This is a genomic window from Ruegeria sp. AP7, from assembly GCF_056539905.1.
Genome location: NZ_JBQFVT010000016.1, coordinates 45736 through 69998 on the forward strand (window position 1 = coordinate 45736; position 24263 = coordinate 69998).

Sequence of the window (24263 nt, forward strand, 5' to 3'; positions counted from 1 at the left end):
GTCTGGATACGGCTTCTGATCTTCGGAACAGGGGCTGGACGCAAAGGCCAAGGGGGCCACGGCGACAAAGGCAGGTTTTAGGATTTGTTCTTGGTTGCAATGGTTTACCGGTAGTGGATCAGATAAACTGGGCTTCGGTTCGGATTAGGTGGTCAGCTTCTCAGAAGGTCTGCGCGGGCTGCGACGCGACACAGCGCGTGTGGCAGTCGCCAACGCCTCTTCGGGGGCAGAGGCAACTGGATCGGGACGCCCCTCGGGCGGTTCGAACCGGCAAGGCGTCAGGAGTGTCCGTAAGGATGCATGCAAAGACCGCGTCTGAGCACCTGGCGCCTTTTCCTTTTTTAGAACTTAAGGTTCATACAGGCTACCACGCACAAACCTCCGGAACGGAACGGGGTTCTTTTGCTTGCGCAAAAGAACCCCGTAGAAGTGTCAGAAATGCAATGCCGCGTCTATGCACCTGTGCGGACGACACTACGCCTGTTGTTTGGGTCTGGCAACTACATCTTGCGGATTTGGCGTTGCTAAACCGCAACATCCCGTCGCAATCAGATGTTTTCCTGAACGTCCTCAGCCGCGTTCTGGATAGCATCGCCTGCATTTTCGATGTCTTTGCCCGCACCCTTTGCGGTTTCGCAAGCGGTAAGTGTGAATAGGGCCAGGCCAATTAGAATTGCTCGGATCATCGATTGCTCCATAAGTGCTTGTTTCGAATTGGGTAGCAGCTTTTATGTATCAGAGCCACAGATTTTAAATGCTCCTTCGCTTACATCGCTCGTATAGCGAACGGCGCGTAAATGCGACCTCAAGACTACGGAGAAGGCCTTGGGCCCGTTTCCAGTTACACCATGGATTTTAGCCAGATTTACAGGGATTAGCCTGCTTCCGGACTACAGAACTGCTCGTACACCACCTCAAGTATCCGCGCGGGTCTTTCGTCCGCTAATCGGTAGTAGATTGTCTTGCCCTCCCGTCTGGGAACGACAAGCCCCTCCAATCTGAGGCGTGACAATTGCTGTGAGACGGCCGCCTGCCGGGCCGACAGCAGCCGCTCTAACTCGGTCACGGATTTCTCGCCGGAAACAAGGTGGCACAGGATCATTAAACGCCCTTCGTGGCTGATCGCCTTGAGAAAATTCGACGCACGGGTTGCGTTTTCAACCATCCGCTCAAGTTCGGACTGTGACATATCTTCGGTCATTTGCGGCAAAGCCATGATCGTGTTCCTCGATTATATTCGCCCAAGTTCGAGATTGTCTGAAGTTACTAGGTTGAAAGTGCAATTGGTACAATTACTAGGCATGTATCACTATATGCATGGATCAAAATAATGTGATGTTATATAGTATATTCCTGATGGTTTGCCAGACCTCTCTTAGAGGAGTTTCGGAAACCGAAGGAATTCCTCGGCACGCTTAGCCCCCCTTGCAGCCCCCCAACAGCAGCACTAAGACTCGGGTAACTCTTCTTCGGGTAAAGTCCCGATCCATCGCAAAGCAGGCAGGTTCCGAATGTTCGATCCAGTTGAAACATATATGAACACTCTCGTCCCCATGGTCGTCGAGCAGACCAGCCGGGGCGAACGCGCGTATGATATTTTCTCGCGCCTTCTGAAAGAGCGAATTATTTTCATCAACGGACCGATCCACGATGGAATGAGCCATCTGGTCGTCGCTCAGCTGCTGCATCTCGAGGCGGAAAACCCGAACAAGGAAATCTCGATCTACATCAATTCGCCCGGTGGCGTGGTCACCAGCGGTTTGTCGATTTACGACACAATGCAGTATATCAAGCCGAAATGTTCTACATTGGTGATCGGTCAGGCGGCTTCGATGGGGTCCGTTCTTTTGGCTGGTGGCGAGAAGGGAATGCGGTTTTCTCTGCCCAACAGCCGGATCATGGTGCATCAGCCCAGCGGTGGATATCAGGGTCAAGCCAGCGACATTATGATTCACGCAGCAGAGACTCAAAAGCTGAAGGATCGCCTGTATGATATCTATGTTCGTCATACGGGTCAGACAAAAAAGGCGGTTGAAAAGGCTCTGGATCGCGACAATTTCATGAGCCCGGAAGAGGCCAAGGAGTGGGGTCACATCGACGAGATCGTCGAGAACCGCGCCAAAATGGACGGCGACGACGCCTAGGTTCAAATCCGCGCGCGTCAGGCGTGAGTATTGATTTTGAGATTGTAGCTGCCAGAGGGCTGGCCTAAGCTGCAGGCATATACGGCAAGCGCGGCCCCGAGACGGGCTGCTGAGACGGAGCCCGAGGGGTAAAGCATGGCGACGAATTCAGGCGGTGACGGCAAGAACACGCTCTATTGCAGCTTTTGCGGCAAAAGCCAGCATGAGGTGCGTAAGCTGATCGCAGGCCCGACAGTGTTCATCTGCGACGAATGTGTCGAGCTGTGCATGGACATCATCCGTGAAGAGACAAAGGCCAGCGGCCTGAAATCCTCGGACGGCGTGCCAACGCCCAAAGATATCTGCGAAGTGTTGGATGATTATGTGATCGGTCAGGCCACCGCCAAGCGGGTTCTATCGGTTGCGGTACACAACCACTACAAGCGTCTGAATCACGCCCAGAAAGCGGGCAGTGATATCGAGCTTGCCAAATCCAACATCCTGTTGATCGGTCCCACCGGTTGCGGAAAGACCTTGCTGGCGCAAACGCTGGCACGGATTCTGGACGTGCCCTTTACGATGGCGGACGCAACCACGCTGACGGAAGCCGGCTACGTGGGTGAGGATGTCGAAAACATCATTCTCAAGCTGCTGCAAGCCAGCGAATACAATGTCGAACGCGCACAACGCGGCATCGTCTATATCGACGAAGTCGACAAGATCACTCGTAAGTCCGAGAATCCATCGATCACTCGCGATGTCTCGGGTGAGGGTGTGCAGCAGGCGCTGCTGAAGCTGATGGAAGGCACCGTGGCCAGCGTTCCGCCGCAGGGTGGCCGTAAGCATCCTCAGCAGGAATTCTTGCAGGTGGATACCACAAATATCCTGTTTATCTGTGGTGGTGCCTTTGCAGGCCTCGACAAGATCATTGCGCAGCGCGGCAAGGGCTCGGCTATGGGCTTTGGGGCTGATGTCCGCGACAATGACGAACGCGGTGTGGGCGAGATTTTCAAGGATCTTGAACCCGAGGATCTGCTGAAGTTTGGCCTGATCCCTGAATTTGTTGGCCGTCTGCCGGTTCTGGCAACGCTCGAAGATCTGGACGAAGATGCTCTGGTCACTATCCTGACCAGCCCGAAAAACGCTCTGGTCAAGCAATACCAGCGCCTGTTCGAGCTGGAAGATGCCGATCTGGCCTTCACCGATGATGCGCTGAAAGCCATCGCCAAGAAGGCTATTGAACGCAAAACCGGCGCACGTGGCTTGCGCTCGATCCTCGAAGATATCCTGCTGGATACGATGTTCGAGCTGCCGGGCATGAAGAATGTGACCGAAGTTGTGGTCAACGAAGAGGCGGTGACGTCAGAGTCGCAACCGCTGATCATCTACGCTGACACAGCTGAATCTGCTTCCGCTGGTTGAGCCGAGGCTGCTTGCCCGCGGCACTGGTTAGGGGGCTCTGTCCCCGTCGCCATTGGGCGACTTCCCCGAAGTATCTATAGCCAGATGAAGAGCGGACCCCTGCTTCATCTGGCTATAAATACTTCGGAGCGCGAGGCAGAGCCTCGCATTGAATCGGCTTTGAGGTCATTGAGGCAATTTTAGTAGGCGACCATGGCAATCAAACGGATATCTTCTGGCGGCGAATTCGAGGCCAAGGCTGGCTATTGCCGCGCAGTTGTCACTAGAGGCTGGGTTCATGTCGCAGGGACTGTAGGTCAGGGGGACACGGTGGTTGACCAATGTCGCTCAGCTCTGTCGATTATCGAAAATGCGCTTATCGAGGCTGGTTCATCATTCTCAGACGTTGTGCGCGTCACATATATGTTGCCGGATCGCACCGAGTTCGAGCCTTGCTGGCCTGTTTTGGCCGAGAGGTTTGGCGCGAACCCTCCTGCAGCCACGATGATTGAATGCGGGTTGATCGATCCGAAATATCGGATTGAAATTGAAGTTACCGCTATTCTGCCGGAATGACGCAGGCGAGCCCGGTGGCACTGGACCTCAGCGTGCCTTTGGTCCATATCTTCGGGGACAGAAATGCCGGAGGCAGCCGATGGGAATCCTGAACAGTCTATTGCGGGCCGTGACCTGGTGGAACGGAGCCACCCTGAACACGCAGTTCTACACTGCGCGCAAAGGGATCAAGGTCGGTGAAGACGATGAAGGCAACGTGTTCTATCGTAACGCAGACGACAGCAAACGTTGGGTGATTTTCAATGGTGAGGCCGAGGCCAGCCGGATCGACCCTGATTGGCATGGATGGCTGCATCGCACTTGGGATGAACCGCCAACCGACAAACCTCTGGCCCACAAATCCTGGGAGAAACCGCATCAGGAAAACCTGACTGGAACCGCGCTGGCCTATGCTCCGGCAGGGTCGCTGCGCCGTGCTGATCCGGTAGAGCGCTCGGATTACGAGGCGTGGAGCCCGGAATAAGCAATGTCAGCTCATACCAAGACAGAAGTTATTGTCGGCGGTGCCGTGCTGGCCTGCGCCATTGCTTTTGGCGTCTATGCCAGCCAGTCCACTGGCCTGTCCCAGTCCAGCGCAGGATACGAGCTGGGCGCGTCTTTTCGCTCTCTTGAAGGTGTCGGCGTTGGAACTGATGTGCGCCTAGCCGGTGTGAAAATCGGTACAGTAACGGGCGTTACACTGAATTCTGACACCTACCGTGCCGATACACAATTTTCTGTGGCGGATGGCATTTTGATCCCGGATGACAGCGCAGTTGTGATTTCCTCAGAAGGTTTGCTGGGAGGCAATTTTGTTGAGGTGATGCCCGGCGGTTCTCCGTTCTATTTTGAGCCGGGTGATGAGATCGAGGACACGCAGGGCGCGGTCAGCCTGATCTCATTGTTGGTCAAGTTTGTTGCAGGGGACGGCAGCGAATGATCCGTGCGGCCCTCGCTGCGCTGCTGGTCACCGTGACTGCTGCGGCTGCACAGCAAAAGGTAGAATCCGGTCCGGGCGCCATGCTGCGCGGGCTGGATAAGGTTAGCGGGCAGACCTTGGATATCGAGGTTCAGAACGGACAGACGGCGACCGTGTTCGGGTTGGACGTTGCACTGGGCGATTGCCGCTACCCGGCTGACAACCCCACAGGCGACGCCTTTGCCTATCTGACTATCTGGGAACAGGGCAAGGCGCAGCAGTTATTTGATGGCTGGATGATCGCGACCTCACCCGCGCTGAACGCGCTGGACCATGCGCGTTACGATGTCTGGGTGATCCGCTGTATCACACCCTGAGGCGTCTGCTGCAGATCAGTGGTGAAATCCGCTTTTAGATCAATCGCTTGTTTCAACTCGCTGTGATAAACTGCACGCGGGATTTCGATCGCGCCCAATGAGGCCAGATGCGCGGTCAAAAACTGCGTATCGAACAGCGTGAACCCGGTTTGGCGCAACCGATCCACCAGATAGGCAAGTGCGATCTTCGATGCGTCCGTGCGGCGCGAAAACATGCTTTCGCCAAAAAAGGCTGCGCCCAGAACCACACCATAGACCCCGCCAATCAGCGAAGCACCCTCCCAGACTTCGAGGGAATGCGCGCGGCCTGCCCGATGTAGTTCCTGATACAGGCGGCGCAGTTCAGGATTGATCCAGGTTTCCGATCGGTCGGCGCAGCCATCCACCACGCCCGCAAAATCGCGATTGATGCTTATCGTGAACCCACACGTCCGCAAGCGACGCGCCAGACTGCGTGAGATGTGAAAGCCATCCAGCGGGAACACGCCGCGAATCTTCGGATCGACCCAGAACAGCTCGGGGTCATCGCGGTGCTCTGCCATCGGAAAGATGCCGATGGAGTAGCCATGCAGCAGAAGTTCAGGGGAAAGGCTCATGCCGGGTGCCCCGGGACCAGAGGGCCGTAGCCCTCTGATCCCGTTTTCTTATTGGGCCATGTTCTCCGCAAGCCAGTGCTCCAGCCAGTGGATGTTGTAGTCACCGCTATGCAGGTCAGGTTCCTGTAACAGCGCATGAAACAGCGGCACGGTAGTGTCGATGCCGTCGACGATTAGCTCTCCCAATGCGCGTTCCAGACGGGCCAATGCTTCAGCTCGGTCGCGGCCTTGCACGATCAGCTTTGCGATCAGCGAGTCGTAATACGGCGGGATCGAGTAGCCATCATAGAGCGCCGAATCCATCCGCACACCCAGACCACCCGGCGCGTGATAGGCCGTGATCTTACCGGGGCAAGGCGAGAAGTTCGGCAGTTTTTCCGCGTTGATACGAACCTCAATGGCGTGACCGTTGATCTCCAAATCGTCCTGACCGAACGACATGTCCTCACCAGCGGCGACAAGGATCTGCTCTCGTACCAGATCGACGCCAAAGATGCCTTCGGTCACCGGATGTTCCACCTGCAGACGGGTATTCATCTCGATGAAGTAGAACTCGCCATTCTCATAGAGGAACTCGATGGTGCCAGCGCCGATATAGTTGATCTTGGCCACCGCGTCGGCGCAAACCTTACCGATCTTGGCGCGTTCTTCAGGGGTGATGCATGGGCCGGGGGCCTCTTCGAACACTTTCTGGTGGCGACGCTGCAGCGAGCAGTCGCGCTCGCCCAGATGAACCGCCTTGCCCTTGCCGTCACCGAAAACTTGAATCTCGATGTGGCGCGGCGTGGTCAGGTATTTCTCGATATAGACCTCGTCATTGCCAAAGGCGGCTTTGCCTTCGGCGCGCGCGGTCATGAAGGCGCTTTCCATCTCATCTGCGGTCATTGCGACTTTCATGCCGCGACCGCCGCCGCCGGCGGTGGCTTTGATGATGACGGGATAGCCGAACTCTTCGCCGATGCGCTTGGCATCTTCCAGTGTGGGAACGCCGCCATCGGAGCCGGGAACGCAAGGCACGCCCAGTTCCTTCATCGTGTCCTTGGCGGTAATCTTATCGCCCATGACGCGAATATGTTCCGCGGTGGGTCCGATGAAGGTGATGCCGTGATCTTCGACGATCTGCACAAATTCGGCATTCTCGGACAGGAAGCCATAGCCAGGATGGATCGCCTGCGCGCCGGTGATTTCACAGGCCGAGATGATCGCGGGCACGGACAGATAGCTTTGCGGGCTGGGCGGTGGGCCAATGCAGACCGATTCGTCGGCCATACGCACATGCATCGCGTCGCTGTCGGCGGTTGAATGCACGGCGACCGTCTTGATCCCCATCTCGCGGGCAGCACGGATCACGCGCAGGGCGATCTCGCCTCGGTTGGCAATCAGGATTTTGTCGAACATGGGCCCGCCTTACTCAACGATGACCAGAGGCGTGCCGAATTCCACGGCATCACCATCGCCGACCAGAATGCGCTTGATGGTGCCCGACTTGGGTGCGTGGATGTGGTTCATAGTCTTCATGGCTTCGACGATCAGCAGCGTGTCGCCTTCGGATACCGACGCACCAATCGAGATAAATGCAGGCGCGCCCGGTTCGGGCTGCATGTAAACGGTGCCGACCATGGGCGAAGTCACTGCGCCGGGGTGGCTGGCGGGATCGTCCATCGCAGCAGGCGCCTCTGCGGCTGGTGCGGGTGCAGCAGCAGGTGCGGCTGCGGGTGCTGCCGCAGGAACCGCCACCTGAACCGGAGCGGCAACAGTCTGCGACATACGGCTGACGCGGACATTCAGGCTGTCGTCATCGCCATATTCGCGTTTGACCTGCAGTTCGGTCAGGTCGTTTTCGCGCAGCAGTTCGGCCAGTGCCTTGATAAACGCGACATCCGCTTCGTGTTTGGTATCTGTCATGAGTGTCCTCGAAGGTTCCCCTATGGCCCGTCTGTTCCCTGCGGGCTTGGTCTGATTACGCAGGGTTATAAGCTATGCAGACGCCCATGAAAAGCGTCGACTGCGCCCGTTAAATAGGGGTTTTCGCTTCAAGTTCGAGGGGCGCTGCAATTACAGCGGCGTCCCTGACAGTTTTGCCACCAACTCGGGCAGCTTTCGAGCGCCATATTTCTCTAGAAGACGAGCGCGATAGGCCTCGATTGTGCGATAACTCAGCCCCAACTCCACTCCGATTTCTTTTGCAGACAGGCCGCGGCAGGACAGGATGGCGACTTCGCGTTCGCGGGTGGTCAATTGCACAAGTGGGCGTTCTTCCGAGATATCCGAAAAGCTCCATATCCCGTGACGAAACGGATCGTCGGGCGTAAGGGACCGCCCTCGTGCGCGGCACCAAAACAGGTCCCCGTCGCGCCTCCGCATAACTCGTTCATCCGTATAGTACCCGGTGTCGCGCATCACTTGCAGGCTTCGTGCTCCAATCCGCTCCCAGTCGGCGACCGAGGGATAAAGATGTAGCAAGGGCATGTTGCGGTAATCAGCTTCATCCCCGCCAAAGGTCCGCGCAAATTGCAGATTGCACCGCCGGATGATCCGGTTCTCAAGCTCAACAAGGCCGATTGGGGCGTATTCGAAGGCGGGATCGCTCATGTACTTATCGTGACGGGTATTGCGTTGAATTAGAAGAGCAGGCGGCGCGAAAGGGTGGGTTTCTTTCTGTGGCCGTTGTCAAAGCTGTAAATCTTCTTTGATAATTCTTCGCCAAGAGTTAAAAATCATGCAGTTATTCTGCAAATCTGTTTGCAGTCGTCAAGGATACAAACAAGATGCGAGATACCCTTACCGGCAGCCGGATACGCGAAAGGCGGCAAATCTCGGGGTTGCGACAGGCGGAACTGGCGCGGCAGGTGGGGATTTCGGCATCGTATCTGAACCTTATCGAACACAATCGCCGCCGCATTGGTGGCAAGCTTCTGATTGATATTGCGGCGGCATTGTCAGTGGAACCATCGCTGCTGACGCAAGGGATAGAAGATACGCTCATCTCAGCCCTGCGCGAGGCGGCGGCAGATGCGGTTGGTCAAAAGGCCGAGGTTGACGGGCTCGAAGAATTCGCCGGACGCTTTCCCGGCTGGTCTGGCGTTCTGGCACAGATGCATCGCCGCGTAGTGACGTTGGAACGTACAGTCGAAACCCTTTCGGATCGTTTGACACATGACCCACATCTGGCCGCTTCGATGCATGAGGTGCTGTCGACCGCTGCCGCCATCCGCTCAACCGCCGCGATTCTGGCCGAACCCGGAGAGATCGAGGCCGAATGGCGCGACCGCTTCCATCGCAATCTGCATCAGGATGCCGAGCGGCTGGCTGAAAGCTCCAAAGCGCTTGTGGCCTATCTTGATGACAGTGACGGGCAACGCGATCTGCGTGGCATCCCCCTTGATGCGGTCGAGGCCTTTTTTGCTGAACAGGGATATCATTTCCCGGAACTCGAAGCCGGAGGGGAATTAACCGATGCGCTGCTGGATGGGCTCGAGTCCTCCGCCGCCAACGCCGTAGCCTCGGGCTTGCTGACCCTTTACGGAGCTGATGCGCTGGCCATGCCGTTGGATCAGGTGCGCTCCGCGCTTGACGCGTCAGATCCTGACCCGCTGGCCCTCGCGGCAGCATTTTCGGTGGATTTGGTTACGGTGCTGCGACGGTTGGCCTTTCTGCCCGAAGGCACGCTGGCACGTCCTACAGGGCTGGTGATCTGCGACGCCTCGGGCAGCGTTCTTTTCTATAAGCCTGCGCCGGGCTTTGCCCTGCCGCGCCATGGCGAGGCGTGCCCGCTCTGGCCTTTGTTCACGGCGCTAAACCGCCCTCTGGTGCCGATCCGCAAGCGCGTCGTGCAGCTTGGCCGCACCGCCGCCCAGTTTGAATGTTTCGCCATCGCCTCCCCCCAACCGGCCGAGGCGTTCGGAGCCGAGCCGGTCTACCGTTCGGTCATGTTGGTGCTGCCGGTTGAAGACACCGTGCGGCCGACGGAGAACGCGGCGCAAGTCGGGGTCAGTTGTCGGATTTGCCCCAAACGAGATTGCGGCGCACGTCGGGAACCGTCGATCTTGAGCGAAGGGTTTTGACAGTTTCGTGACGCTGCGCTTAAGCTGGTCTGGACAGGTGGCCGGACGTGCAACCGGTCCTGGGGAGGAAGTACAAATATGAGCCGTAAGGTTCTGTTGATCGAGGATGAACCCAATATCACCGAGGCGATCCGTTTTTTGCTGACGCGTGAAGGGTGGCAGGTTGAAACGCATGCCGAGGGAACGGACGCGGTGCAGGTAATACTGTCCGCTCAGCCCGATTTGGTGATTCTGGATGTGATGTTGCCGGGTAAAAGCGGAATGGATGTGCTGCGTGATCTGCGCGAGCATGAGGAGATGAAGGCATTGCCCGTCCTGATGCTGACCGCACGCGGGCAATCCCGTGACCGGGAGATGGCCGAACAGGCCGGGGTTAGTCGTTTCATGACCAAGCCGTTCTCGAATACCGAGGTTTTGACCGCGGTGCGTGACCTGCATGCGCAGGCGTCACAGTCATGAATTCCCCGGACGACGGCAAAGACCGGCCCTCGCCGGCCCGACCGTCTCTGTTTCTCGAGCGGCAGGGTTATCGTCGGCGCAGACTGGCTGATGCGGCGCGACTGCTGCCATTTCTGGGGGCCGCCCTGCTTGCGCTACCGCTTCTGTGGCCTGATGAAAGTGAAAGTGCCGAGGCGTTGTCGCTTTCCTCAGCCATGTTCTACATCTTTGCCTGCTGGGGGGTTCTGATTCTGATCAGTGTGGTCTTTGGCATTGCTGCTAGGCGTATGGCAGCACGCGAGAACGCCGAGCCCGGGGCCGAATCATGGCGACACTGAATGTCCTGATCCTGGTCTGTCTGGGCTACGTGGTGCTGCTGTTCGGCGTGGCCTTTACCGCTGATCGGGTTGCGGCACGCGGAGGTGGGAAATGGCTTCGGTCCCCGCTGATCTATACGCTGTCTCTGTCGATCTATTGCACCGCCTGGACATTCTATGGCGCGGTCGGCAACGCCGCGCGTTCTGGGCTGGAATTTGTGACCATCTATTTGGGTCCAACTCTGGTAATGATCAGCTGGTGGTGGGGCCTGCGCAAGTTGGTTCGTATCGGACGCAGCCAGCGCGTGACCTCCATCGCTGACTTGATCTCGTCGCGTTACGGCAAGTCCAACACCCTGGCGGTTTGCGTGACGATCTTGGCGGTGCTGGGTGGCACGCCGTACATCGCGCTGCAATTGCAGTCGATCACGCTGTCCTTTTCGATCTTTGCCGAGGCTGATCCAACCGGCCTTTACCGCGAGGGATCCAGCGTGTTCTGGGTCGCTGCCGGTCTGGCGGTCTTTGCGATCCTCTTCGGTACTCGCAATCTGGACGCAAACGAGCGCCACCACGGCGTTGTCACGGCTATTGCCTTGGAATCAGTTGTTAAACTCTTTGCTCTGCTGGCGGTTGGTATCTTTGTCGTCTGGGGCGTCGCGGGGGGGCTGGGGCCGATGATGGACCAGATCGACGCGTCTGAGATTGGTCAGTGGCATGTGGATGCCGGGCGCTGGACCACTTTCATCTTCCTCTCGGCAGCGGCTTTTGTCTGCCTTCCAAGGATGTTTCAGGTCATGGTGGTCGAGAATGATGACGAAGGCCATCTGCGCACTGCAGCCTGGGCCTTTCCGCTTTATCTGCTGCTTATGAGCCTATTTGTGGTGCCGATCGCGGTGGTCGGGCTGGACCTGATGCCTGAGGGATCGAACCCGGACCTGTTTGTGCTGACCGTGCCGCTGTCGCAGGGCAATGACTGGCTGGCGATGCTGTCCTTCATCGGCGGGTTCTCCTCGGCTACGTCGATGGTGATTGTCACGGCCATGGCGCTGTCGACCATGGTCTCGAACCACTTGGTCATGCCGATCTGGCTGAATACGCAGGAAGGCACCGCGTCGGTATCCGGTGATGTCCGGACCATCGTTCTGATGGCCCGCCGTGTCTCGATCGCTGTGATCATGGCACTGGGCTATTTCTACTACAGCTTGTCAGGTGGCGGGGCTGCACTGGCTTCAATCGGTCTGGTGGCCTTTGCCGGGATCTCTCAGATCCTGCCCGCTCTGGTGGGTGGTTTGTTCTGGCGCGGTGCGACCAGAACCGGGGCGTTGGTGGGGCTCAGTGTTGGGTTCTTCCTGTGGATTTATACTCTGCTGCTGCCCGGCATGGAAGGTGGTATCATCCCGGCGTCGGTGATCGAAAACGGACCTTTCGGCTGGGGCTGGCTACGCCCGCAAGCGCTCTTTGGGATCGAAGGAATTGATCCGATGGTGCATACAGTCATGTGGTCGCTGTCACTGAACACAATCGCCTTCTGCGTCGCTTCGATGCTCAGCTTCCCAAGCCCGCTGGAACGCCTGCAGGGTGCACAATTCGTCAATGTCTTCGACCACTCGGTTTCGGCGCGCGGCTGGACCGGGTCAGTCGCGCAAAGCGAAGATCTAATGATCATGACCCAGCGGATTTTGGGCACCATACCCGCGCAGGAATTCTTTCAGGCCGAAGCGGAACGGCAGAATGGCCGGCCTGGGCGTCTTCCCGAACCAACTCCGCAGTTTCTGGAACGGCTGGAACGTGAACTCAGCGGTTCGGTCGGTGCCGCAACCGCCCATGCGATGATTGGTCAGATCGTGGGTGGTGCGTCTGTTTCGGTCGAGGACCTGCTGGCCGTAGCCGACGAATCCGCTCAGATGCTGGAATATTCCAGCCAGCTCGAAGCGAAATCGGCTGAACTCAGCCGCACTGCGCGCCAGTTAAGGGAGGCCAACGCCAAGCTCACCCAAGTATCAAAGCAGAAAGACGCCTTTCTCAGTCAGGTCAGCCACGAATTGCGCACGCCGATGACCTCGATCCGCGCATTTTCCGAAATCCTGCGCGACGCCGAGGGCCTGAGCGCAGAAGAGCAGACCCGCTATGCTGCGATCATTCATGACGAGTCGCTGCGTCTGACCCGGCTGCTGGACGATCTGCTGGATTTGAGTGTCCTGGAAAGCGGGCAGGTCAGCCTGAATATGGATGACGCAACGCTGAATGAGGTATTGGATCGCGCAGTCTCAAGTGCTCTGGCAGGCAGTGATCGCAAGATTGGTTTGCGGCGGGTGCGCGCCAACGAACGCATCCCGCTCTACACTGATCTGGATCGGCTGGGGCAGGTCTTCATTAATTTGATCTCGAATGCTCAGAAATACTGCGACGCTGATGAGCCGGTGCTGACGATATCGGCCCATGACGTTGGCGGGCAGGTGGTGATTGATTTCATCGACAATGGCGGCGGCATCCCGACCGAGGCGCAATCGCTGGTGTTCGAGAAATTTGCCCGCGTTGGCTCGGACAAGGCAGGTGGGGCCGGGTTGGGTTTGGCGATTTGTCGCGAGATCATGCAGCGCCTAGGGGGCGAAGTCGCCTATTTGCCCGGGCAGGCAGGAGCCGCCTTCCGTGTGAGTCTGCCACTTGCTTATCGGCAGGCCGCGCAATGAGGATGTCATAAAGATATTTGTAACGATCTGCGGGTTACACAATTCCTAGGTGTATTCTAAGACGGCAGAGCGGGGCGATGACCAAATCAGCATTGGCACGCAAACTATCGGCGAGGCAGGGTGAAGTTGATACGCTCCGTTCAATTCTACGTGCCCTGCGGCTTGGTTTGGCGCGGGCGACAGGTGATGGCATGGGGCTAGCGCTGGCAGTCATCGGGGCCAAACAGGCGTTGCGTGCGCAGGAGGACGCGACCGCGCGATTGAAACAGGGTTGGTTGATGCTGCTCTTTGGCTCGGATCAAGGTAGCATGGCGGCAGTATGTCTGGACCCGGGATGCGTGTCGGCCGTGATTCAGCAGCAGACGATCGCAATTGTCACCTCTGATCCACCGTCGGAGCGAATGTTTACGGACACTGACGCCGCCATGGTCGCCCCCTTGATCGAGGATTTGCTGGGCCGGGCGCAGAAGCTGGTCGAATCCGCGGCGGATATGGCCAGCCTGTCGGGGTTTGAGTTCACATCGCGGGCTGAAGATCGGCGCAGCCTGACACTGGCGCTGGTGGATGAGGCATATCGTGTATTCGATCTGACAGTCGAGTTGGCTGGCGGTAGCCGACAGGGGGAAGTTTGCGTGTTGTTGCCTGACCGACCTCTGTCTGATGCGGAGCAGGAGGCGGAAAACAGTCTCGCGGGTAAGAACCTCGATCAGGCATCCGGCGTGATGCGCGCTGAACTGAACGCTTTAATAAGCCGTATTTCACTGCCGTTGACTGCTCTGTCAGAGTTGACAGTTGGCGACGTCCTTCCGTTGCTAGGCGCGCGTGTGGATCGGGTTGAAGTTCTGTCAATCGACCGTGCCGTATGGCGATTGGTCGGTTGGGGCAATGCGGTGGGATGCGCGCGGTTCGGATAAATGAACACAATCCGGTCGCGACATTGCCAACGACGGACGAACAGTCCTTTCTGGCTCACAAGTCTGGCCCAGTTTCCAAACTGGACGATGACGAAAAGTCAGCGTTGCTGGACGAAGAAATTGTGACCAGCGAACAGGCAATGAATGATACTCAGCTTAACCCGGATGATATTTTGCCATCGAATCCTGACCAACGCGTTGCCGAGATTTCACATCTTGCTGGACTACCAGCGCCTGAGGGCGATGGGCCGTACTAGGTGGCTTAGTCCTGTGCGCGCAACTGCTCCAGCGCTGGGCGAAGTCCGTCGAGCGCATAGCCAGCCTTACCCGTCGCGTCCAGAATTTCATCCGTGCTTAGCCGGTTGCACTGTCCCAGCGCCCAAACAACGGAGCAACGGGTACCGGATGCGCAATAGGCCAGGACAGGCCCGCTGCAGCTTTCGGCCAGATCGCGCTGCAGGGCGACATTCTCTGGCGTCATAGTCTGGTGCGTCAGCTCCAATACCTCGTATTCCATTCCGGCCTCGCGCACGGCCTGCCCGATGGCATCAGACTGCTGATCTGGCGGCACCTCCGTATTAGGACGATTGCAAATCACCTTGACGAAACCTGCCTTGGCGATGGCTGGCACATCCTCAACCGTGATCTGGGGTGAGACAGCATAGCGGGGGGTAATCGGTCGAATCTCCATGACAACTGATTAGGCCGCGTCAGCCATCCTGTCCAGTTGTGCACCCAGCTTTGGCGCGGCCAACATGCCCGCAATCATTGCGATTAGGAACACAATTCCGCCAACACCACCATAACTGAGCGAGGCCATCGCCGGGCCAGGGCACAGACCTGCCAACCCCCAGCCAACCCCGAACAGAACAGAACCAACGATCAGCCGACGATCCAGCTCAACACGAGGTGGAGCAGGAAATTTGCCACCTACCAGCGGCGTTCGGTTCCGGGTCATTTGCCACGCCACCAACATGGGCAGGATCGCCCCGCCCATGACAAAGGCCAGCGTCGGGTCCCAGTTGCCGAACACATCCAGCCATCCCTGCACCTTGGTGGTGTTGGTCATGCCTGAGATCAACAGCCCGGTGCCAAACAAACCTCCGGCGAGAAAAGCAAATACTGAGCGCATCAGATCACCCCCAGAACTTGGCGAAACAGAACGACCGTTAACCCGCCAGCAAGGATATAGAAAACCGTGGCGACAATCCCGCGCAGGGAGAAGCGAGAAATCCCGCAGACGCCGTGACCCGAGGTGCAACCATTTGCAATCCGCGTGCCCACACCGACCAATAACCCGGCCAGGATCACAATTGCTAAATCCGGGGTCAGATGAGTCTGAGTCTGTGGTGCAATCAAGGGGCGTAGCAAGAAAGGTATCCCGATCAGCCCAATAACAAAGGCTAAACGTTCCGTCATTGCACTGCGGTCGCTGCGCTCAACCAATCCGCCAAGAATGCCACTGGCTCCCATGATCCGACCATTGCACAGAAGATATACAGCGGCACCCAGCCCGATCAGCAGGCCACCCGCAAGACCCCACATCCACTCCACATTCATTTCTAGTTCCTCACCCGATATTCCGTGTCAAAGCTTGTTGACCGGAATTTTCATGAAAACATCACCTTGTTCATCCGCCGGTGGCATCTGACCGGCCCGCATATTGACCTGCAGAGAGGGTAAAATCAGACGTGGCATTGCCAAGGTCGCATCCCGCGCATCGCGCATCTCGACAAATTCCTCAACGCTTCGGCCTTGTCCGATATGGACATTCAACGCCTTCTGTTCGCCTACCGTCGTTTCCCAGGCAAATTCATCTCGTCCGGGTGCCTTATAGTCATGCCCTACGAATACCCGTGTTTCGTCGGGCAATGCTAAAATCTTTTGGATTGAGGCAAATAGATCCTCCGAAGATCCGCCCGGGAAATCGCAGCGTGCGGTTCCAAAATCCGGCATGAACAATGTATCGCCAACGAATGCTGCGTCGCCGATCACATAGGTCATGCAGGCCGGAGTATGACCCGGCGTATGCAGGACGTCCCCGCGCATCTGGCCGATGTGAAAGCTGGCCCCTTCCGTAAACAGAGCATCGAATTGGCTGCCATCACGCTGGAACTCGGTTCCTTCGTTGAACACTTTGCCGAATGTGTCCTGCACGACTACGATATTCTCACCGATCCCGATTTTTCCCCCTAGCTTTTCCTGCAGATAGGGCGCTGCTGACAGGTGGTCGGCATGGACATGGCTTTCCAGTATCCATTCCACCTTCAACCCGTTGTCGGTCACATATTCGACAATTTGATCGGCCGAACTGGTGTCAGTGCGCCCCGAGGCGTGATCAAAATCCAGAACGCTGTCGATGATGGCACAGGCCTGTCCTTCGGGCTCCTGCACCACATATGAGACGGTGAAGGTCTGAGGGTCAAAAAAAGCTTTCACTATTGGCGTCATGGGATCCTCCGTTCGGCTCTAACTCATATATCAATACTGGAATGTGATTAAAGTGCCAAATCACGAATTGATGTCTGTCAAAGCAAATCTCGCGAATTGAGCATATGTTTTGGGCGACCAAGGTCATATTGACGGTATTTGGCCCTCACAGGCAAGATTCCGCGGTGTTTTGGCCCGGTCTCGTGCTGGTCTTAATATTGTTACCTATATCAGGCAGACTGGCACTGTATGGGAGGATGCAAATGACTGCTCAGGATCTTTATACGGAGGCGGAACGGCTGGAAGAAAGGCTACATGGTGCATGCTTGGAGACTCGGCTGGCTCTTCAGCCCCGTGTCAGTCAGGTTCTGGATAAAATGCGCGCGCAGCGTGTTCAGATACCTTCGCGCTTGCGGCGGCTGGATGCAGCGCTGTGCGAAGATGCGTTAGAGGCGCGGTTCGACAATATGCCCGTGTGATCTGTTCGGTTAACTAAAAGAAATTCCGAGGATAACCATCATCAACCCCAGAACCGACAGGAAAAGGGATGCAAGATTCCAGGGTAATACGCCCTGAACTGCAGCGCGGAGTTCCTCATCGGTCAGGTTAGCTTTGCGCGCTTTCATCACCCGCAAGATGCACCAAACCAGACCGATCAGCCCGGCCATGGACAGGGCGGCACCGCCCCAGACGATAATGTCGAACATAGTTGTTTACGCTCACCCTTTGAACCCGTCGTCGCGCTTAGCGGATCGATGCCATTCAGACAAGCCCGCCGTATGGATTGTCTGCTTGCGATCGGGTCGGTGCCGATGTATCCGGCTGCTTATTTTCAGCCCTTGGGAGAGACGCAGATGGAAGACATCACTGAAGATCAGGCCGCAGCAAATTACCGAGTGACCGCAGGCGAACTGCGCCAGTTCATCGAGCGTTTCGAGCGTCTTGAAGCCGAAAAGAAAGATATTGCCGACCAGCAGAAAGAAGTCATGGCCGAGGCCAAAGCCCGTGGCTACGATACCAAAGTCATGCGCAAGGTCGTCGCCCTGCGCAAGCGCGATAAGGACGATATTGCCGAGGAAGAAGCGGTTCTTGAAATGTACAAAGAAGCGCTGGGGATGTAACTTCAGCCGCTTACGGGTCCAAAAAACGGAGATCTGGCATGGTCCGAAGCCGTGCTAGATCCTGCTCATAAAGTTCGGTAAACGCCGCGATAATGTCTTCGCTCCAGCCGGGCAGTTCCACCTCTTCCTCGATCGCCTCTGTCAGCGCATGCTGCTGAAAGATCTGTGCTAACCTTCCTCTGAGAATGGGATCGTTGGGTGGGCGTTGTTGTTCCCTCAACCCCTTCAGCTCCTGCTTTCCCAGATCCGAGATGAGCGAGGACAGCAGCGCGTATTCCTGATCAAGCTGCGTGTCCGCGGGTAGTCCGACAAGTGCGCGCGCAATGTCACCAAGGATCAGAGGAGAATCCTCGTTACTCCACAAGGTGATCTTGACGTCTGGAGCAAGATCGCGAATGTCCTCAATCATCGCAAGCCAACTCAGGCGACTCAGATCGGTCGTCGCAACTATATGTTCGCGCTCGGGGGCCGATAGCAACATCAATACCTTCGGAATAAAGCTGCCGGGATTGCGCAGCCCCACAAACAGTTCGACTGACGAATCGCTGAACAGGTGGTCCATATAGGACATCCTTTGACCCGCATTCGCATAGAACTGCCCATCCATGATGATCGATGCCCGTTCACCAAGATACAGCGCACTTGACAGGATCGCTCGATCAACCTTTTGCCCCTGAGGCATTAATTTCTGAAACCTTGCCCGCGTATCTTGGTGCGAAGGGCGGTCAGCCGCAGGCTTCAGAGCTGGCCGAAAGATCTTTCTGAACGGACGCATCCCCCAAAATGCCGCATGGCTCTCAGCGACAAGCTGTGCGTTCGCTTGAAGCAGATTGAGCAGCGGGTCGTGGTCGGTAAAGTGTACTCCGGCTTGGATGACCATCTGCATATTGGAATTGTCCTTGCCTCGGGCGAAATTATCGCTTGGGTTACAACCTGTCCCCGGCGCAGTCAAATTTGGATGAGGCCTAATTATTAGGTTATCCTAAGGCAAACCATCACAAAGTTAAGGCGACGCGAAAATTCGGGCTTGCAGTCCCTGTTCCGAGCGATTAATCGACACCCAGTGCCCCTATAGCTCAGCTGGTAGAGCAACTGATTTGTAATCAGTAGGTCCGCGGTTCGAGTCCGTGTGGGGGCACCACTTTAACATCCAGTTGCGTCCGATTTTGACTGATAGTAGCTTGTAGTTGCAGGATTTATACTGTCGGATTGTCCGATGTCGTCCTCCCGCGTGCGCTGCAATCTACCCCCAAATGGGGTACCGAATTGGGGTACGTGCCACACGATGACTGGGAGGTACCCCCAATGCCTGTCTTGAGCGACGCACGGATTCGGGCTCTGAAGCCTAAGGAGAAGCCCTACAAGCAGGCCGATTTTGACGGACTATATTTGCTAGTGAAACCGAACGGTTCGAAACTCTGGCGCTTCAAGTATCGTTGGCTCCAAAAGGAAAAGCTGCTGGCGCTGGGCAAGTATCCTGAAGTGACACTGGCTGATGCGCGACGGAAACGGGACGACGCCCGCAGCCTGATCGCAAATGGCGAAGATCCTTCCAGCGTTCGCAAAGACAAAAAAGCCAGAGAAGAGGCAGAGAACAACGCTACCTTCTCCAAGTTGGCGGCAGAACTGCTGGAAAAGAAGCGCAGCGAAGGCCGTGCCGAAGCAACGCTGACAAAGACCGCCTGGTTTCACCGGCTACTTTCCGCAGACATCGGGAAAATACCGATCACGCATATAACAGCACGGGATATTCTGGTTCCGCTGCAGAAGATGGAGAAAAAGGGCAATCACGAAAGCGCCGTACGGATGCGGTCTGCTGCCGGGGCCGTCTTTCGCTATGCCATCGCCCTGGGACTCGCGGATAACGATCCGACCTATGGTTTGAAGGATGCCCTGATCCGGCCCCAGGTGCAGCACCGCGCGGCAATCACTGATCCGGCGCAGGTCGGTGCATTGCTGCGGGCTATCGAAGGGTTTGCCGGTCAAAGAACTACGCGCCTCGCGTTGCAACTGCTCGCGTTGACTGCCCTGCGCCCCGGAGAGTTGCGAATGGCGGAGTGGGATGAGATCGACGAAGCCAGAATGGCGTGGACCGTTCCGGCACATCGCGCCAAGATGCGGCGGCCTCACACAATACCGCTGTCCCGCCAAACCTTCGATCACTTGAAGGAACTGCGCGACCTGACGGGTTGGGGCAAGTTGCTCTTTCCATCGGTACGTTCATCCAAGCGCTGCATGAGCGACAATACTTTGAATGCCGCGCTGCGCCGTATGGGGTATGAGAAGGACGAGATGACGGCGCATGGCTTTCGGGCAATTTTTTCCACATTGGCCAATGAATCCGGCCGCTGGCATCCGGACGCCATTGAGCGAGCCCTCGCCCATGTGGAAAAGAACGAAATCCGCCGGGCATACGCACGCGGCGCCCACTGGGATGAGCGAGTTGATTTGACACAATGGTGGGCAGATCAGCTTGATAAGATGAAGAAGGACAAACTGGGACATGATTGAATGTGGACAGGCCCCGGTACAACCAGCTGAACACTTGATGCAGGCTTGGATCTATCAGAGCAGTTGGTCTCTCGAAGAAGCCGTCCTACTTGCGCTGGGCATTTCGCCAGATGATGCCGGAGTCGCACAGGTGCTGAATGACCATAGCGCGCTATTAACCAGAGCGAAGCGGTCAGGTGAACGAATAGGCGTGCCTGTGTTTTGGGTTTGGTGGGCAGAGCGCAACAACCTACCGTTCCATACGGATTGGTGGCTGGCCATCACACCGGAAGGTCCGATCGCATTTGACGGTCAGCATTTTGCCCATCGGAGGAAGGAAATTCTGTCCCTCGACTACGCCTGGCAGGAACGGCGTCTGATTGGGGAATGGGTCCGAAAACCTTATTGGACAGCCCGCGAGGCAATCGATTTGTCGCTGAACTTTAAGCCATTCCGCACAGATAGCTGGCGCGGCAACGCCCCGGAAACCGGAGAGACGATACGTGAGCGTAACGACAGGTTCCTGATTTTGGAAAGGGCGTTGGAGATCGGGGAAATCAGTGAGAAGGCGCCTGCAAAAGACTATCTGCTTTGGCTGGCGAAAAGGGGGTATTATGTGTCCTTAGCATGGCGGCGTGCCGTGGGGATGCCGCCTCAGGATAGCCAGCATTCGGATACCGTTGTTGAGAATGCGGAAATCATTGCGGAGAATGAGAAACTTCGAGATATGCTGCGAGCGAAAGATGAGCGCCTGTCTGAATTGGACGCAATGCTAGAGGCCTCTTCCTCCGCCGAAAATAGCCGGGCTCAAAAGTCTGCAAGCACTACACGGATCGCAACGCTTCAAAAAGCCCTCATTGCCTGCGCAGTGGACGGCCACAGCTATACGCCCATTCAAAAACGCTCTGATGTGCCGAAGCAGATTGCGGACAAGGCTGCTGAACTTGGCTGCGGGGTGGACCAGCAAACGGTTCGTAGGCTTCTGAAGGATGCCAGTGAGTTGCACGTCAACAGCGACTATTGGAGCGACTGAACTCCTTAAAAATATAATTCACATCGTGGATCCACGATCGGACTTCGTGGATAATCGCTGAACAAGACCGGACCTCGTCACCCTTGGACCATCTGTAACAAACATAGATGGACTACGATGCGATTTGACGATCTTCCCGACGATGCGCTGCTGCGCGAAAAGCAGATCCTACACCCCCACGGTCCCATACCTGTATCCCGTTCGACGTGGTGGGCAGGCGTCCGCGCAGGGCGCTTCCCTCAGCCTGTACGCCTCGGGCCTCGCACGACAGCTTGGCGTGTTGGTGACATCCGCGAACTCTTGCGGGAGGGCGCTTAATGTTCCAGCCCCAGAGCTTTTCTCTTTCCCATAACTGGGCATCTCTGAATGGGGGTGCCGATGGCTAAATTGAGCTACAATTCTGCAATGGGGGATCTGTTCGCAGATCCCTCTACTGCCGTTTCGCAATCGCCTGTGTCTGACACCAATCAAGGCGGGGTTCAGGCTCAAGTTCAGTTTCACTCCAATCCGCCCGCTCTGACGTCAGTGCAGGTTGCTGCATTGGAGGCGATAGAAGCTGAAAACCTCGGCGAAGACGAACGCTATCTCAAAGACGTTGAAGTGGCCAAACGCTTTGGTATCGCTCGCCAAACAGTTTGGAAACGCGTGGAGCTTGGTGTTCTACCCGCACCGATCAAGCTGCCCCCAAACAGCAGTCGCTGGCGCCTATCCAGCCTGCTCGCGTTTGAGGAAAAACTGGCTGAAGCATCACGCCAGACCAAAAAGAAAAGTCGCAAGTCAGGGCGCGAATTATGACACGAGCCCACTACAAGGTGAAGGTCTGCCAGGACCAAGTCTATTCGGTAGATGAACTATGCAAAATCTACAATGTTCGACGCAATGCCATCACCGACTGGATGAAATCTGGCCTGCGGAAATCAGACGATCTGCGCCCTTTTGTTTTTCGTGGAGCTGAGCTGCAACGCTACCACAATGGCCAGAAGCGCAAACCGCTGGCTAAACTGAAGCGGGGTGAGTTCAATTGTTTGAGCTGCGGCAGTGCAGGTTATCCCGCTCCTCAGTCGATCTCGCTGATGACAACCTCCAGTCATAGGTACATGGCGGTAGGCGTCTGTGCTACCTGCGACGCCCAGGTAACAAAGTTACTGAAAGCGTCAGAATACGACAGCATAGAAAAATGCCTAATGTCAGGTACCAGCCTGGCTTTGATAGACGAAAGTAATAGTGAGATCCCAGCTGATACCGGGAATAAACCCGAACTTCGCGAGACGGTTTGGTACCCGAAAAACGATCGGATCGTTCATGAGTGGCAAATCTATGCTGGGCGCTTTGAGACTTCGACCAAGCGCGCCCATTTGCGCAGCATCCGCATGCTGGAGGTTTACCTAGGAGGCAAAGCCTTCGACAAGGTCACGCCGAAGGACGCCGCAGCCTTTCGTGATCATTTGGTCAACCTTGGCCAAACGCCCAAAGCGCATGGCGGTTTGGGTAATTCTACCATCCGGCACCACGCTTCGCAGGTTCGCCAGTTCTTCGAATGGCTTCGGCTTCAGGAAGGCTACAAGCGTTTGAACCAAAACATCCTGCTCTATCTGGAGCTCCCGAAGGCGGTACACGCCAAAACCCTGCCGCGCGATGATCGCGACTATCTGAAGATTGAGCAGGCGGAAAAGATGTTGGAAAAGATGCCAGATCGCACGATTGCGGAGCGCCGTGGTCGCGCCATGGTGGCTTGTGCTTATACCAGTGGGTTACGCGCCGCAGCGCTCACTACACTGAGACTGAAACATATTGACCTTTGTAAAGGGGAGCTGGTTCAGGACGCCTTAGAAATGCGCGCAAAGAATGGGAAGAGTTTTCGCAGTGCATTCTTCCCGCGTACTGAAGCCTTCCAAGAGGTCCTCGTAAGCTGGCTTTCGGAGCTAATGGTACTGGGCTTCACCCAAGACGACGCTGTCTTCCCTGAGCTTGCACATCTGAAACAACGAGGTCCGGAGATCAGCCCCGTACCCCCTATGAAATCCTCCTCAGCCGTGAGCTGTGCTTTCGACCTCGCCACCTCGCAGATCGGACGCAAATGCACACCGCACTCCGTTCGTGATACACTCAAGGCGCTTGGGGATGAGCTTTGCACCTCTCCCAAGGACCGCAAAGCCTGGTCCCTAAACCTCGGCCATACGAACGAAAAAATCACGGAAATCTACTATGGGAAAATGTCGGACCAGCAACGTCGCAGCATTATTGAAGGGCTTTCTACTGGTGGTTTGCTAACCGCCAAGGAAAACGCAATGGCGCTCGACTTCTATGAAAGCCGCTTCGAACGGGGCAGTGACGAGTACAACATGGCCAAACGTCTGGCCGAAAGGCGTGCAGCTGCCCGCGACGGAGATGAGGTGCTGGAGTAGGAGCAATTGCTGCGCTGGCCACGAACGGCGGAGGTGCGCAAAAGCGGACTTTGCAAAGTCTGATAATATCTAGTCTCCAATCACTGAGCCACATATGAAAATCATCGGGCGAAAAGCAAAGCCACAAGCGCAACTACACCCGATGTAGTTGCGCTTGCCAGGTTGCATGAATGGTCATATCGCATGGATATCGAACGGATCGGAGAAACCCTTGATCATTGTTCTACCAAATGTCTCCAACACATTTGCCCCTTCCAACAGATCGAAGGTTTCTTGATCAATCAATAAGGTCGTGCGAATAGAAGGTTAGATCCAAATCAGTTGGTGCATGCAAAAGGACGTACTTAAAGCCCGAACATGCCGAAAGCGCGAGGTGTTTTGCAGAGGTAG

Annotated in this window: 31 protein-coding genes and 1 tRNA gene; 20 read left to right on the top strand and 12 right to left on the bottom strand. The window is 56.4% G+C overall.

The window, feature by feature from the left end:
• Positions 1-548 precede the first annotated feature (548 nt).
• Positions 549-686 (bottom strand): entericidin A/B family lipoprotein, encoded by a 138-nt coding sequence (locus tag ACR0KN_RS20175; protein WP_010443271.1) that lies wholly within the window; start codon positions 684-686, stop codon positions 549-551.
• 188 nt (positions 687-874) lie between these two features.
• A complete protein-coding gene (locus tag ACR0KN_RS20180) occupies positions 875-1216 on the bottom strand; it encodes an ArsR/SmtB family transcription factor (protein ID WP_480656057.1) in 342 nt (113 codons plus the stop codon).
• 295 nt (positions 1217-1511) lie between these two features.
• Between ACR0KN_RS20180 and ACR0KN_RS20185 the strand changes: the two genes are divergently transcribed.
• The 6 genes from ACR0KN_RS20185 to ACR0KN_RS20210 all read left to right on the top strand — a co-directional run bounded on the left by ACR0KN_RS20185 (position 1512) and on the right by ACR0KN_RS20210 (position 5375).
• Positions 1512-2144 carry an ATP-dependent Clp protease proteolytic subunit gene (locus ACR0KN_RS20185; RefSeq protein ID WP_010443269.1) on the top strand — a complete coding sequence of 211 codons (633 nt, stop codon included), beginning with the start codon at positions 1512-1514 and terminating at the stop codon, positions 2142-2144.
• Between the two features lie 135 nt (positions 2145-2279).
• Entirely contained in the window at positions 2280-3545 is a 1266-nt protein-coding gene (gene clpX / locus ACR0KN_RS20190) for an ATP-dependent Clp protease ATP-binding subunit ClpX (RefSeq protein ID WP_170685905.1), read from the top strand.
• A gap of 192 nt (positions 3546-3737) precedes the next feature.
• Positions 3738-4100: a RidA family protein gene (locus ACR0KN_RS20195; protein ID WP_480656060.1), complete on the top strand. Its 363-nt coding sequence runs from the start codon at positions 3738-3740 to the stop codon at positions 4098-4100.
• Between the two features lie 79 nt (positions 4101-4179).
• Complete coding sequence (locus ACR0KN_RS20200; protein WP_010443266.1) at positions 4180-4563, top strand: NADH:ubiquinone oxidoreductase subunit NDUFA12; 384 nt, start codon at positions 4180-4182, stop codon at positions 4561-4563.
• Positions 4564-4566: 3 nt separating this feature from the next.
• The gene (gene mlaD / locus ACR0KN_RS20205) at positions 4567-5019 is read left to right on the top strand and encodes an outer membrane lipid asymmetry maintenance protein MlaD (RefSeq protein WP_010443265.1); all 453 of its coding nucleotides are present in this window, start codon (positions 4567-4569) and stop codon (positions 5017-5019) included.
• Positions 5016-5375, top strand: coding sequence for a DUF2155 domain-containing protein (locus tag ACR0KN_RS20210; protein ID WP_170775094.1), 360 nt, complete (start codon positions 5016-5018; stop codon positions 5373-5375). The genes mlaD and ACR0KN_RS20210 overlap by 4 nt, the downstream gene beginning before the upstream one ends.
• Here the strand turns inward: ACR0KN_RS20210 and aat are convergent.
• The 4 genes from aat to ACR0KN_RS20230 all read right to left on the bottom strand — a co-directional run bounded on the left by aat (position 5339) and on the right by ACR0KN_RS20230 (position 8563).
• Entirely contained in the window at positions 5339-5971 is a 633-nt protein-coding gene (gene aat / locus ACR0KN_RS20215; RefSeq protein WP_170476656.1) for a leucyl/phenylalanyl-tRNA--protein transferase, read from the bottom strand. The two genes, ACR0KN_RS20210 and aat, sit on opposite strands and share 37 nt — an antisense overlap.
• A 48-nt stretch (positions 5972-6019) precedes the next feature.
• Positions 6020-7369 (bottom strand): acetyl-CoA carboxylase biotin carboxylase subunit, encoded by a 1350-nt coding sequence (gene accC, locus ACR0KN_RS20220; RefSeq protein WP_039534085.1) that lies wholly within the window; start codon positions 7367-7369, stop codon positions 6020-6022.
• 9 nt (positions 7370-7378) lie between these two features.
• Entirely contained in the window at positions 7379-7876 is a 498-nt protein-coding gene (gene accB, locus ACR0KN_RS20225; RefSeq protein WP_170775088.1) for an acetyl-CoA carboxylase biotin carboxyl carrier protein, read from the bottom strand.
• A gap of 150 nt (positions 7877-8026) precedes the next feature.
• Positions 8027-8563: a helix-turn-helix domain-containing protein gene (locus tag ACR0KN_RS20230; RefSeq protein ID WP_010443260.1), complete on the bottom strand. Its 537-nt coding sequence runs from the start codon at positions 8561-8563 to the stop codon at positions 8027-8029.
• 176 nt (positions 8564-8739) lie between these two features.
• Between ACR0KN_RS20230 and ACR0KN_RS20235 the strand changes: the two genes are divergently transcribed.
• The 6 genes from ACR0KN_RS20235 (at position 8740) to ACR0KN_RS20260 (ending at position 14651) form a co-directional block, all read left to right on the top strand.
• A complete protein-coding gene (locus ACR0KN_RS20235) occupies positions 8740-10035 on the top strand; it encodes a short-chain fatty acyl-CoA regulator family protein (protein WP_480656064.1) in 1296 nt (431 codons plus the stop codon).
• Between the two features lie 78 nt (positions 10036-10113).
• The gene (locus ACR0KN_RS20240; protein ID WP_480656066.1) at positions 10114-10494 is read left to right on the top strand and encodes a response regulator transcription factor; all 381 of its coding nucleotides are present in this window, start codon (positions 10114-10116) and stop codon (positions 10492-10494) included.
• Positions 10491-10811, top strand: coding sequence for a hypothetical protein (locus ACR0KN_RS20245; RefSeq protein ID WP_480656068.1), 321 nt, complete (start codon positions 10491-10493; stop codon positions 10809-10811). The genes ACR0KN_RS20240 and ACR0KN_RS20245 overlap by 4 nt, the downstream gene beginning before the upstream one ends.
• Positions 10799-13480, top strand: coding sequence for an ATP-binding protein (locus ACR0KN_RS20250; RefSeq protein WP_480656070.1), 2682 nt, complete (start codon positions 10799-10801; stop codon positions 13478-13480). The genes ACR0KN_RS20245 and ACR0KN_RS20250 overlap by 13 nt, the downstream gene beginning before the upstream one ends.
• 77 nt (positions 13481-13557) lie before the next feature.
• Complete coding sequence (locus ACR0KN_RS20255) at positions 13558-14394, top strand: FliM/FliN family flagellar motor C-terminal domain-containing protein (protein WP_480656072.1); 837 nt, start codon at positions 13558-13560, stop codon at positions 14392-14394.
• Positions 14376-14651, top strand: coding sequence for a hypothetical protein (locus ACR0KN_RS20260; RefSeq protein ID WP_480656074.1), 276 nt, complete (start codon positions 14376-14378; stop codon positions 14649-14651). Before ACR0KN_RS20255 ends, ACR0KN_RS20260 begins: the two co-directional genes overlap by 19 nt.
• 5 nt (positions 14652-14656) lie before the next feature.
• Here the strand turns inward: ACR0KN_RS20260 and ACR0KN_RS20265 are convergent, their stop codons facing one another.
• From ACR0KN_RS20265 to ACR0KN_RS20280, 4 genes are read right to left on the bottom strand one after another with little or no spacing between them, the layout of a single operon-like run.
• Positions 14657-15085, bottom strand: a complete 429-nt coding sequence (locus ACR0KN_RS20265) for a TIGR01244 family sulfur transferase (RefSeq protein ID WP_170543264.1) — start codon at positions 15083-15085, stop codon at positions 14657-14659.
• Positions 15086-15094: 9 nt separating this feature from the next.
• Positions 15095-15526 (bottom strand): DUF6691 family protein, encoded by a 432-nt coding sequence (locus tag ACR0KN_RS20270; protein ID WP_010443253.1) that lies wholly within the window; start codon positions 15524-15526, stop codon positions 15095-15097.
• Positions 15526-15954 carry a YeeE/YedE family protein gene (locus ACR0KN_RS20275; RefSeq protein ID WP_260022869.1) on the bottom strand — a complete coding sequence of 143 codons (429 nt, stop codon included), beginning with the start codon at positions 15952-15954 and terminating at the stop codon, positions 15526-15528. Before ACR0KN_RS20275 ends, ACR0KN_RS20270 begins: the two co-directional genes overlap by 1 nt.
• Before the next feature lie 27 nt (positions 15955-15981).
• Complete coding sequence (locus ACR0KN_RS20280; protein ID WP_170775067.1) at positions 15982-16845, bottom strand: MBL fold metallo-hydrolase; 864 nt, start codon at positions 16843-16845, stop codon at positions 15982-15984.
• 242 nt (positions 16846-17087) lie between these two features.
• Between ACR0KN_RS20280 and ACR0KN_RS20285 the strand changes: the two genes are divergently transcribed.
• Positions 17088-17303 (top strand): hypothetical protein, encoded by a 216-nt coding sequence (locus tag ACR0KN_RS20285; protein WP_010443250.1) that lies wholly within the window; start codon positions 17088-17090, stop codon positions 17301-17303.
• Between the two features lie 9 nt (positions 17304-17312).
• Here ACR0KN_RS20285 and ACR0KN_RS20290 read toward each other — a convergent pair whose 3' ends face one another.
• Positions 17313-17531 (bottom strand): hypothetical protein, encoded by a 219-nt coding sequence (locus ACR0KN_RS20290; RefSeq protein ID WP_010443249.1) that lies wholly within the window; start codon positions 17529-17531, stop codon positions 17313-17315.
• Between the two features lie 147 nt (positions 17532-17678).
• Between ACR0KN_RS20290 and ACR0KN_RS20295 the strand changes: the two genes are divergently transcribed.
• Positions 17679-17945 carry a DUF2312 domain-containing protein gene (locus tag ACR0KN_RS20295; protein ID WP_170686114.1) on the top strand — a complete coding sequence of 89 codons (267 nt, stop codon included), beginning with the start codon at positions 17679-17681 and terminating at the stop codon, positions 17943-17945.
• Positions 17946-17955: 10 nt separating this feature from the next.
• On the opposite strand, the gene ACR0KN_RS20300 is transcribed toward ACR0KN_RS20295, so the two are convergent.
• Positions 17956-18831: a hypothetical protein gene (locus tag ACR0KN_RS20300; RefSeq protein WP_480656077.1), complete on the bottom strand. Its 876-nt coding sequence runs from the start codon at positions 18829-18831 to the stop codon at positions 17956-17958.
• 179 nt (positions 18832-19010) lie between these two features.
• On the opposite strand from ACR0KN_RS20300, the gene ACR0KN_RS20305 reads away from it, so the two are divergent.
• From ACR0KN_RS20305 to ACR0KN_RS20330, 6 genes are all read left to right on the top strand, one after another.
• A tRNA-Thr gene (locus tag ACR0KN_RS20305) sits at positions 19011-19086 on the top strand.
• 164 nt (positions 19087-19250) lie between these two features.
• Positions 19251-20456: a tyrosine-type recombinase/integrase gene (locus tag ACR0KN_RS20310; protein ID WP_480656079.1), complete on the top strand. Its 1206-nt coding sequence runs from the start codon at positions 19251-19253 to the stop codon at positions 20454-20456.
• A gap of 37 nt (positions 20457-20493) precedes the next feature.
• Positions 20494-21468, top strand: coding sequence for a hypothetical protein (locus tag ACR0KN_RS20315; protein WP_480656081.1), 975 nt, complete (start codon positions 20494-20496; stop codon positions 21466-21468).
• A gap of 117 nt (positions 21469-21585) precedes the next feature.
• Positions 21586-21786, top strand: coding sequence for a helix-turn-helix transcriptional regulator (locus ACR0KN_RS20320; protein ID WP_480656083.1), 201 nt, complete (start codon positions 21586-21588; stop codon positions 21784-21786).
• A gap of 60 nt (positions 21787-21846) precedes the next feature.
• Positions 21847-22263: a helix-turn-helix transcriptional regulator gene (locus ACR0KN_RS20325; RefSeq protein ID WP_480656085.1), complete on the top strand. Its 417-nt coding sequence runs from the start codon at positions 21847-21849 to the stop codon at positions 22261-22263.
• Positions 22260-23873 carry a tyrosine-type recombinase/integrase gene (locus tag ACR0KN_RS20330; protein WP_480656087.1) on the top strand — a complete coding sequence of 538 codons (1614 nt, stop codon included), beginning with the start codon at positions 22260-22262 and terminating at the stop codon, positions 23871-23873. Before ACR0KN_RS20325 ends, ACR0KN_RS20330 begins: the two co-directional genes overlap by 4 nt.
• Positions 23874-24263 lie beyond the last annotated feature (390 nt).

Bases quoted from the DNA above. Each gene is read 5' to 3' on its own strand.
- ACR0KN_RS20310 (WP_480656079.1), top strand. From the start codon at position 19,251: ATGCCTGTCTTGAGCGACGCACGGATTCGGGCTCTGAAGCCTAAGGAG.
- accC (WP_039534085.1), bottom strand. From the start codon at position 7,369: ATGTTCGACAAAATCCTGATTGCCAACCGAGGCGAGATCGCCCTGCGC.
- ACR0KN_RS20290 (WP_010443249.1), bottom strand. From the start codon at position 17,531: ATGTTCGACATTATCGTCTGGGGCGGTGCCGCCCTGTCCATGGCCGGG.
- ACR0KN_RS20265 (WP_170543264.1), bottom strand. From the start codon at position 15,085: ATGGAGATTCGACCGATTACCCCCCGCTATGCTGTCTCACCCCAGATC.
- ACR0KN_RS20295 (WP_170686114.1), top strand. From the start codon at position 17,679: ATGGAAGACATCACTGAAGATCAGGCCGCAGCAAATTACCGAGTGACC.
- ACR0KN_RS20280 (WP_170775067.1), bottom strand. From the start codon at position 16,845: ATGACGCCAATAGTGAAAGCTTTTTTTGACCCTCAGACCTTCACCGTC.
- ACR0KN_RS20300 (WP_480656077.1), bottom strand. From the start codon at position 18,831: ATGCAGATGGTCATCCAAGCCGGAGTACACTTTACCGACCACGACCCG.
- ACR0KN_RS20285 (WP_010443250.1), top strand. From the start codon at position 17,088: ATGACTGCTCAGGATCTTTATACGGAGGCGGAACGGCTGGAAGAAAGG.
- ACR0KN_RS20250 (WP_480656070.1), top strand. From the start codon at position 10,799: ATGGCGACACTGAATGTCCTGATCCTGGTCTGTCTGGGCTACGTGGTG.
- ACR0KN_RS20200 (WP_010443266.1), top strand. From the start codon at position 4,180: ATGGGAATCCTGAACAGTCTATTGCGGGCCGTGACCTGGTGGAACGGA.
- ACR0KN_RS20325 (WP_480656085.1), top strand. From the start codon at position 21,847: ATGGCTAAATTGAGCTACAATTCTGCAATGGGGGATCTGTTCGCAGAT.
- ACR0KN_RS20320 (WP_480656083.1), top strand. From the start codon at position 21,586: ATGCGATTTGACGATCTTCCCGACGATGCGCTGCTGCGCGAAAAGCAG.
- mlaD (WP_010443265.1), top strand. From the start codon at position 4,567: ATGTCAGCTCATACCAAGACAGAAGTTATTGTCGGCGGTGCCGTGCTG.
- ACR0KN_RS20210 (WP_170775094.1), top strand. From the start codon at position 5,016: ATGATCCGTGCGGCCCTCGCTGCGCTGCTGGTCACCGTGACTGCTGCG.
- ACR0KN_RS20240 (WP_480656066.1), top strand. From the start codon at position 10,114: ATGAGCCGTAAGGTTCTGTTGATCGAGGATGAACCCAATATCACCGAG.
- clpX (WP_170685905.1), top strand. From the start codon at position 2,280: ATGGCGACGAATTCAGGCGGTGACGGCAAGAACACGCTCTATTGCAGC.
- ACR0KN_RS20180 (WP_480656057.1), bottom strand. From the start codon at position 1,216: ATGGCTTTGCCGCAAATGACCGAAGATATGTCACAGTCCGAACTTGAG.
- ACR0KN_RS20230 (WP_010443260.1), bottom strand. From the start codon at position 8,563: ATGAGCGATCCCGCCTTCGAATACGCCCCAATCGGCCTTGTTGAGCTT.
- ACR0KN_RS20330 (WP_480656087.1), top strand. From the start codon at position 22,260: ATGACACGAGCCCACTACAAGGTGAAGGTCTGCCAGGACCAAGTCTAT.
- ACR0KN_RS20185 (WP_010443269.1), top strand. From the start codon at position 1,512: ATGTTCGATCCAGTTGAAACATATATGAACACTCTCGTCCCCATGGTC.
- ACR0KN_RS20270 (WP_010443253.1), bottom strand. From the start codon at position 15,526: ATGCGCTCAGTATTTGCTTTTCTCGCCGGAGGTTTGTTTGGCACCGGG.
- ACR0KN_RS20175 (WP_010443271.1), bottom strand. From the start codon at position 686: ATGATCCGAGCAATTCTAATTGGCCTGGCCCTATTCACACTTACCGCT.
- accB (WP_170775088.1), bottom strand. From the start codon at position 7,876: ATGACAGATACCAAACACGAAGCGGATGTCGCGTTTATCAAGGCACTG.
- aat (WP_170476656.1), bottom strand. From the start codon at position 5,971: ATGAGCCTTTCCCCTGAACTTCTGCTGCATGGCTACTCCATCGGCATC.
- ACR0KN_RS20255 (WP_480656072.1), top strand. From the start codon at position 13,558: ATGACCAAATCAGCATTGGCACGCAAACTATCGGCGAGGCAGGGTGAA.
- ACR0KN_RS20315 (WP_480656081.1), top strand. From the start codon at position 20,494: ATGCAGGCTTGGATCTATCAGAGCAGTTGGTCTCTCGAAGAAGCCGTC.
- ACR0KN_RS20275 (WP_260022869.1), bottom strand. From the start codon at position 15,954: ATGAATGTGGAGTGGATGTGGGGTCTTGCGGGTGGCCTGCTGATCGGG.
- ACR0KN_RS20245 (WP_480656068.1), top strand. From the start codon at position 10,491: ATGAATTCCCCGGACGACGGCAAAGACCGGCCCTCGCCGGCCCGACCG.
- ACR0KN_RS20235 (WP_480656064.1), top strand. From the start codon at position 8,740: ATGCGAGATACCCTTACCGGCAGCCGGATACGCGAAAGGCGGCAAATC.
- ACR0KN_RS20195 (WP_480656060.1), top strand. From the start codon at position 3,738: ATGGCAATCAAACGGATATCTTCTGGCGGCGAATTCGAGGCCAAGGCT.
- ACR0KN_RS20260 (WP_480656074.1), top strand. From the start codon at position 14,376: ATGCGCGCGGTTCGGATAAATGAACACAATCCGGTCGCGACATTGCCA.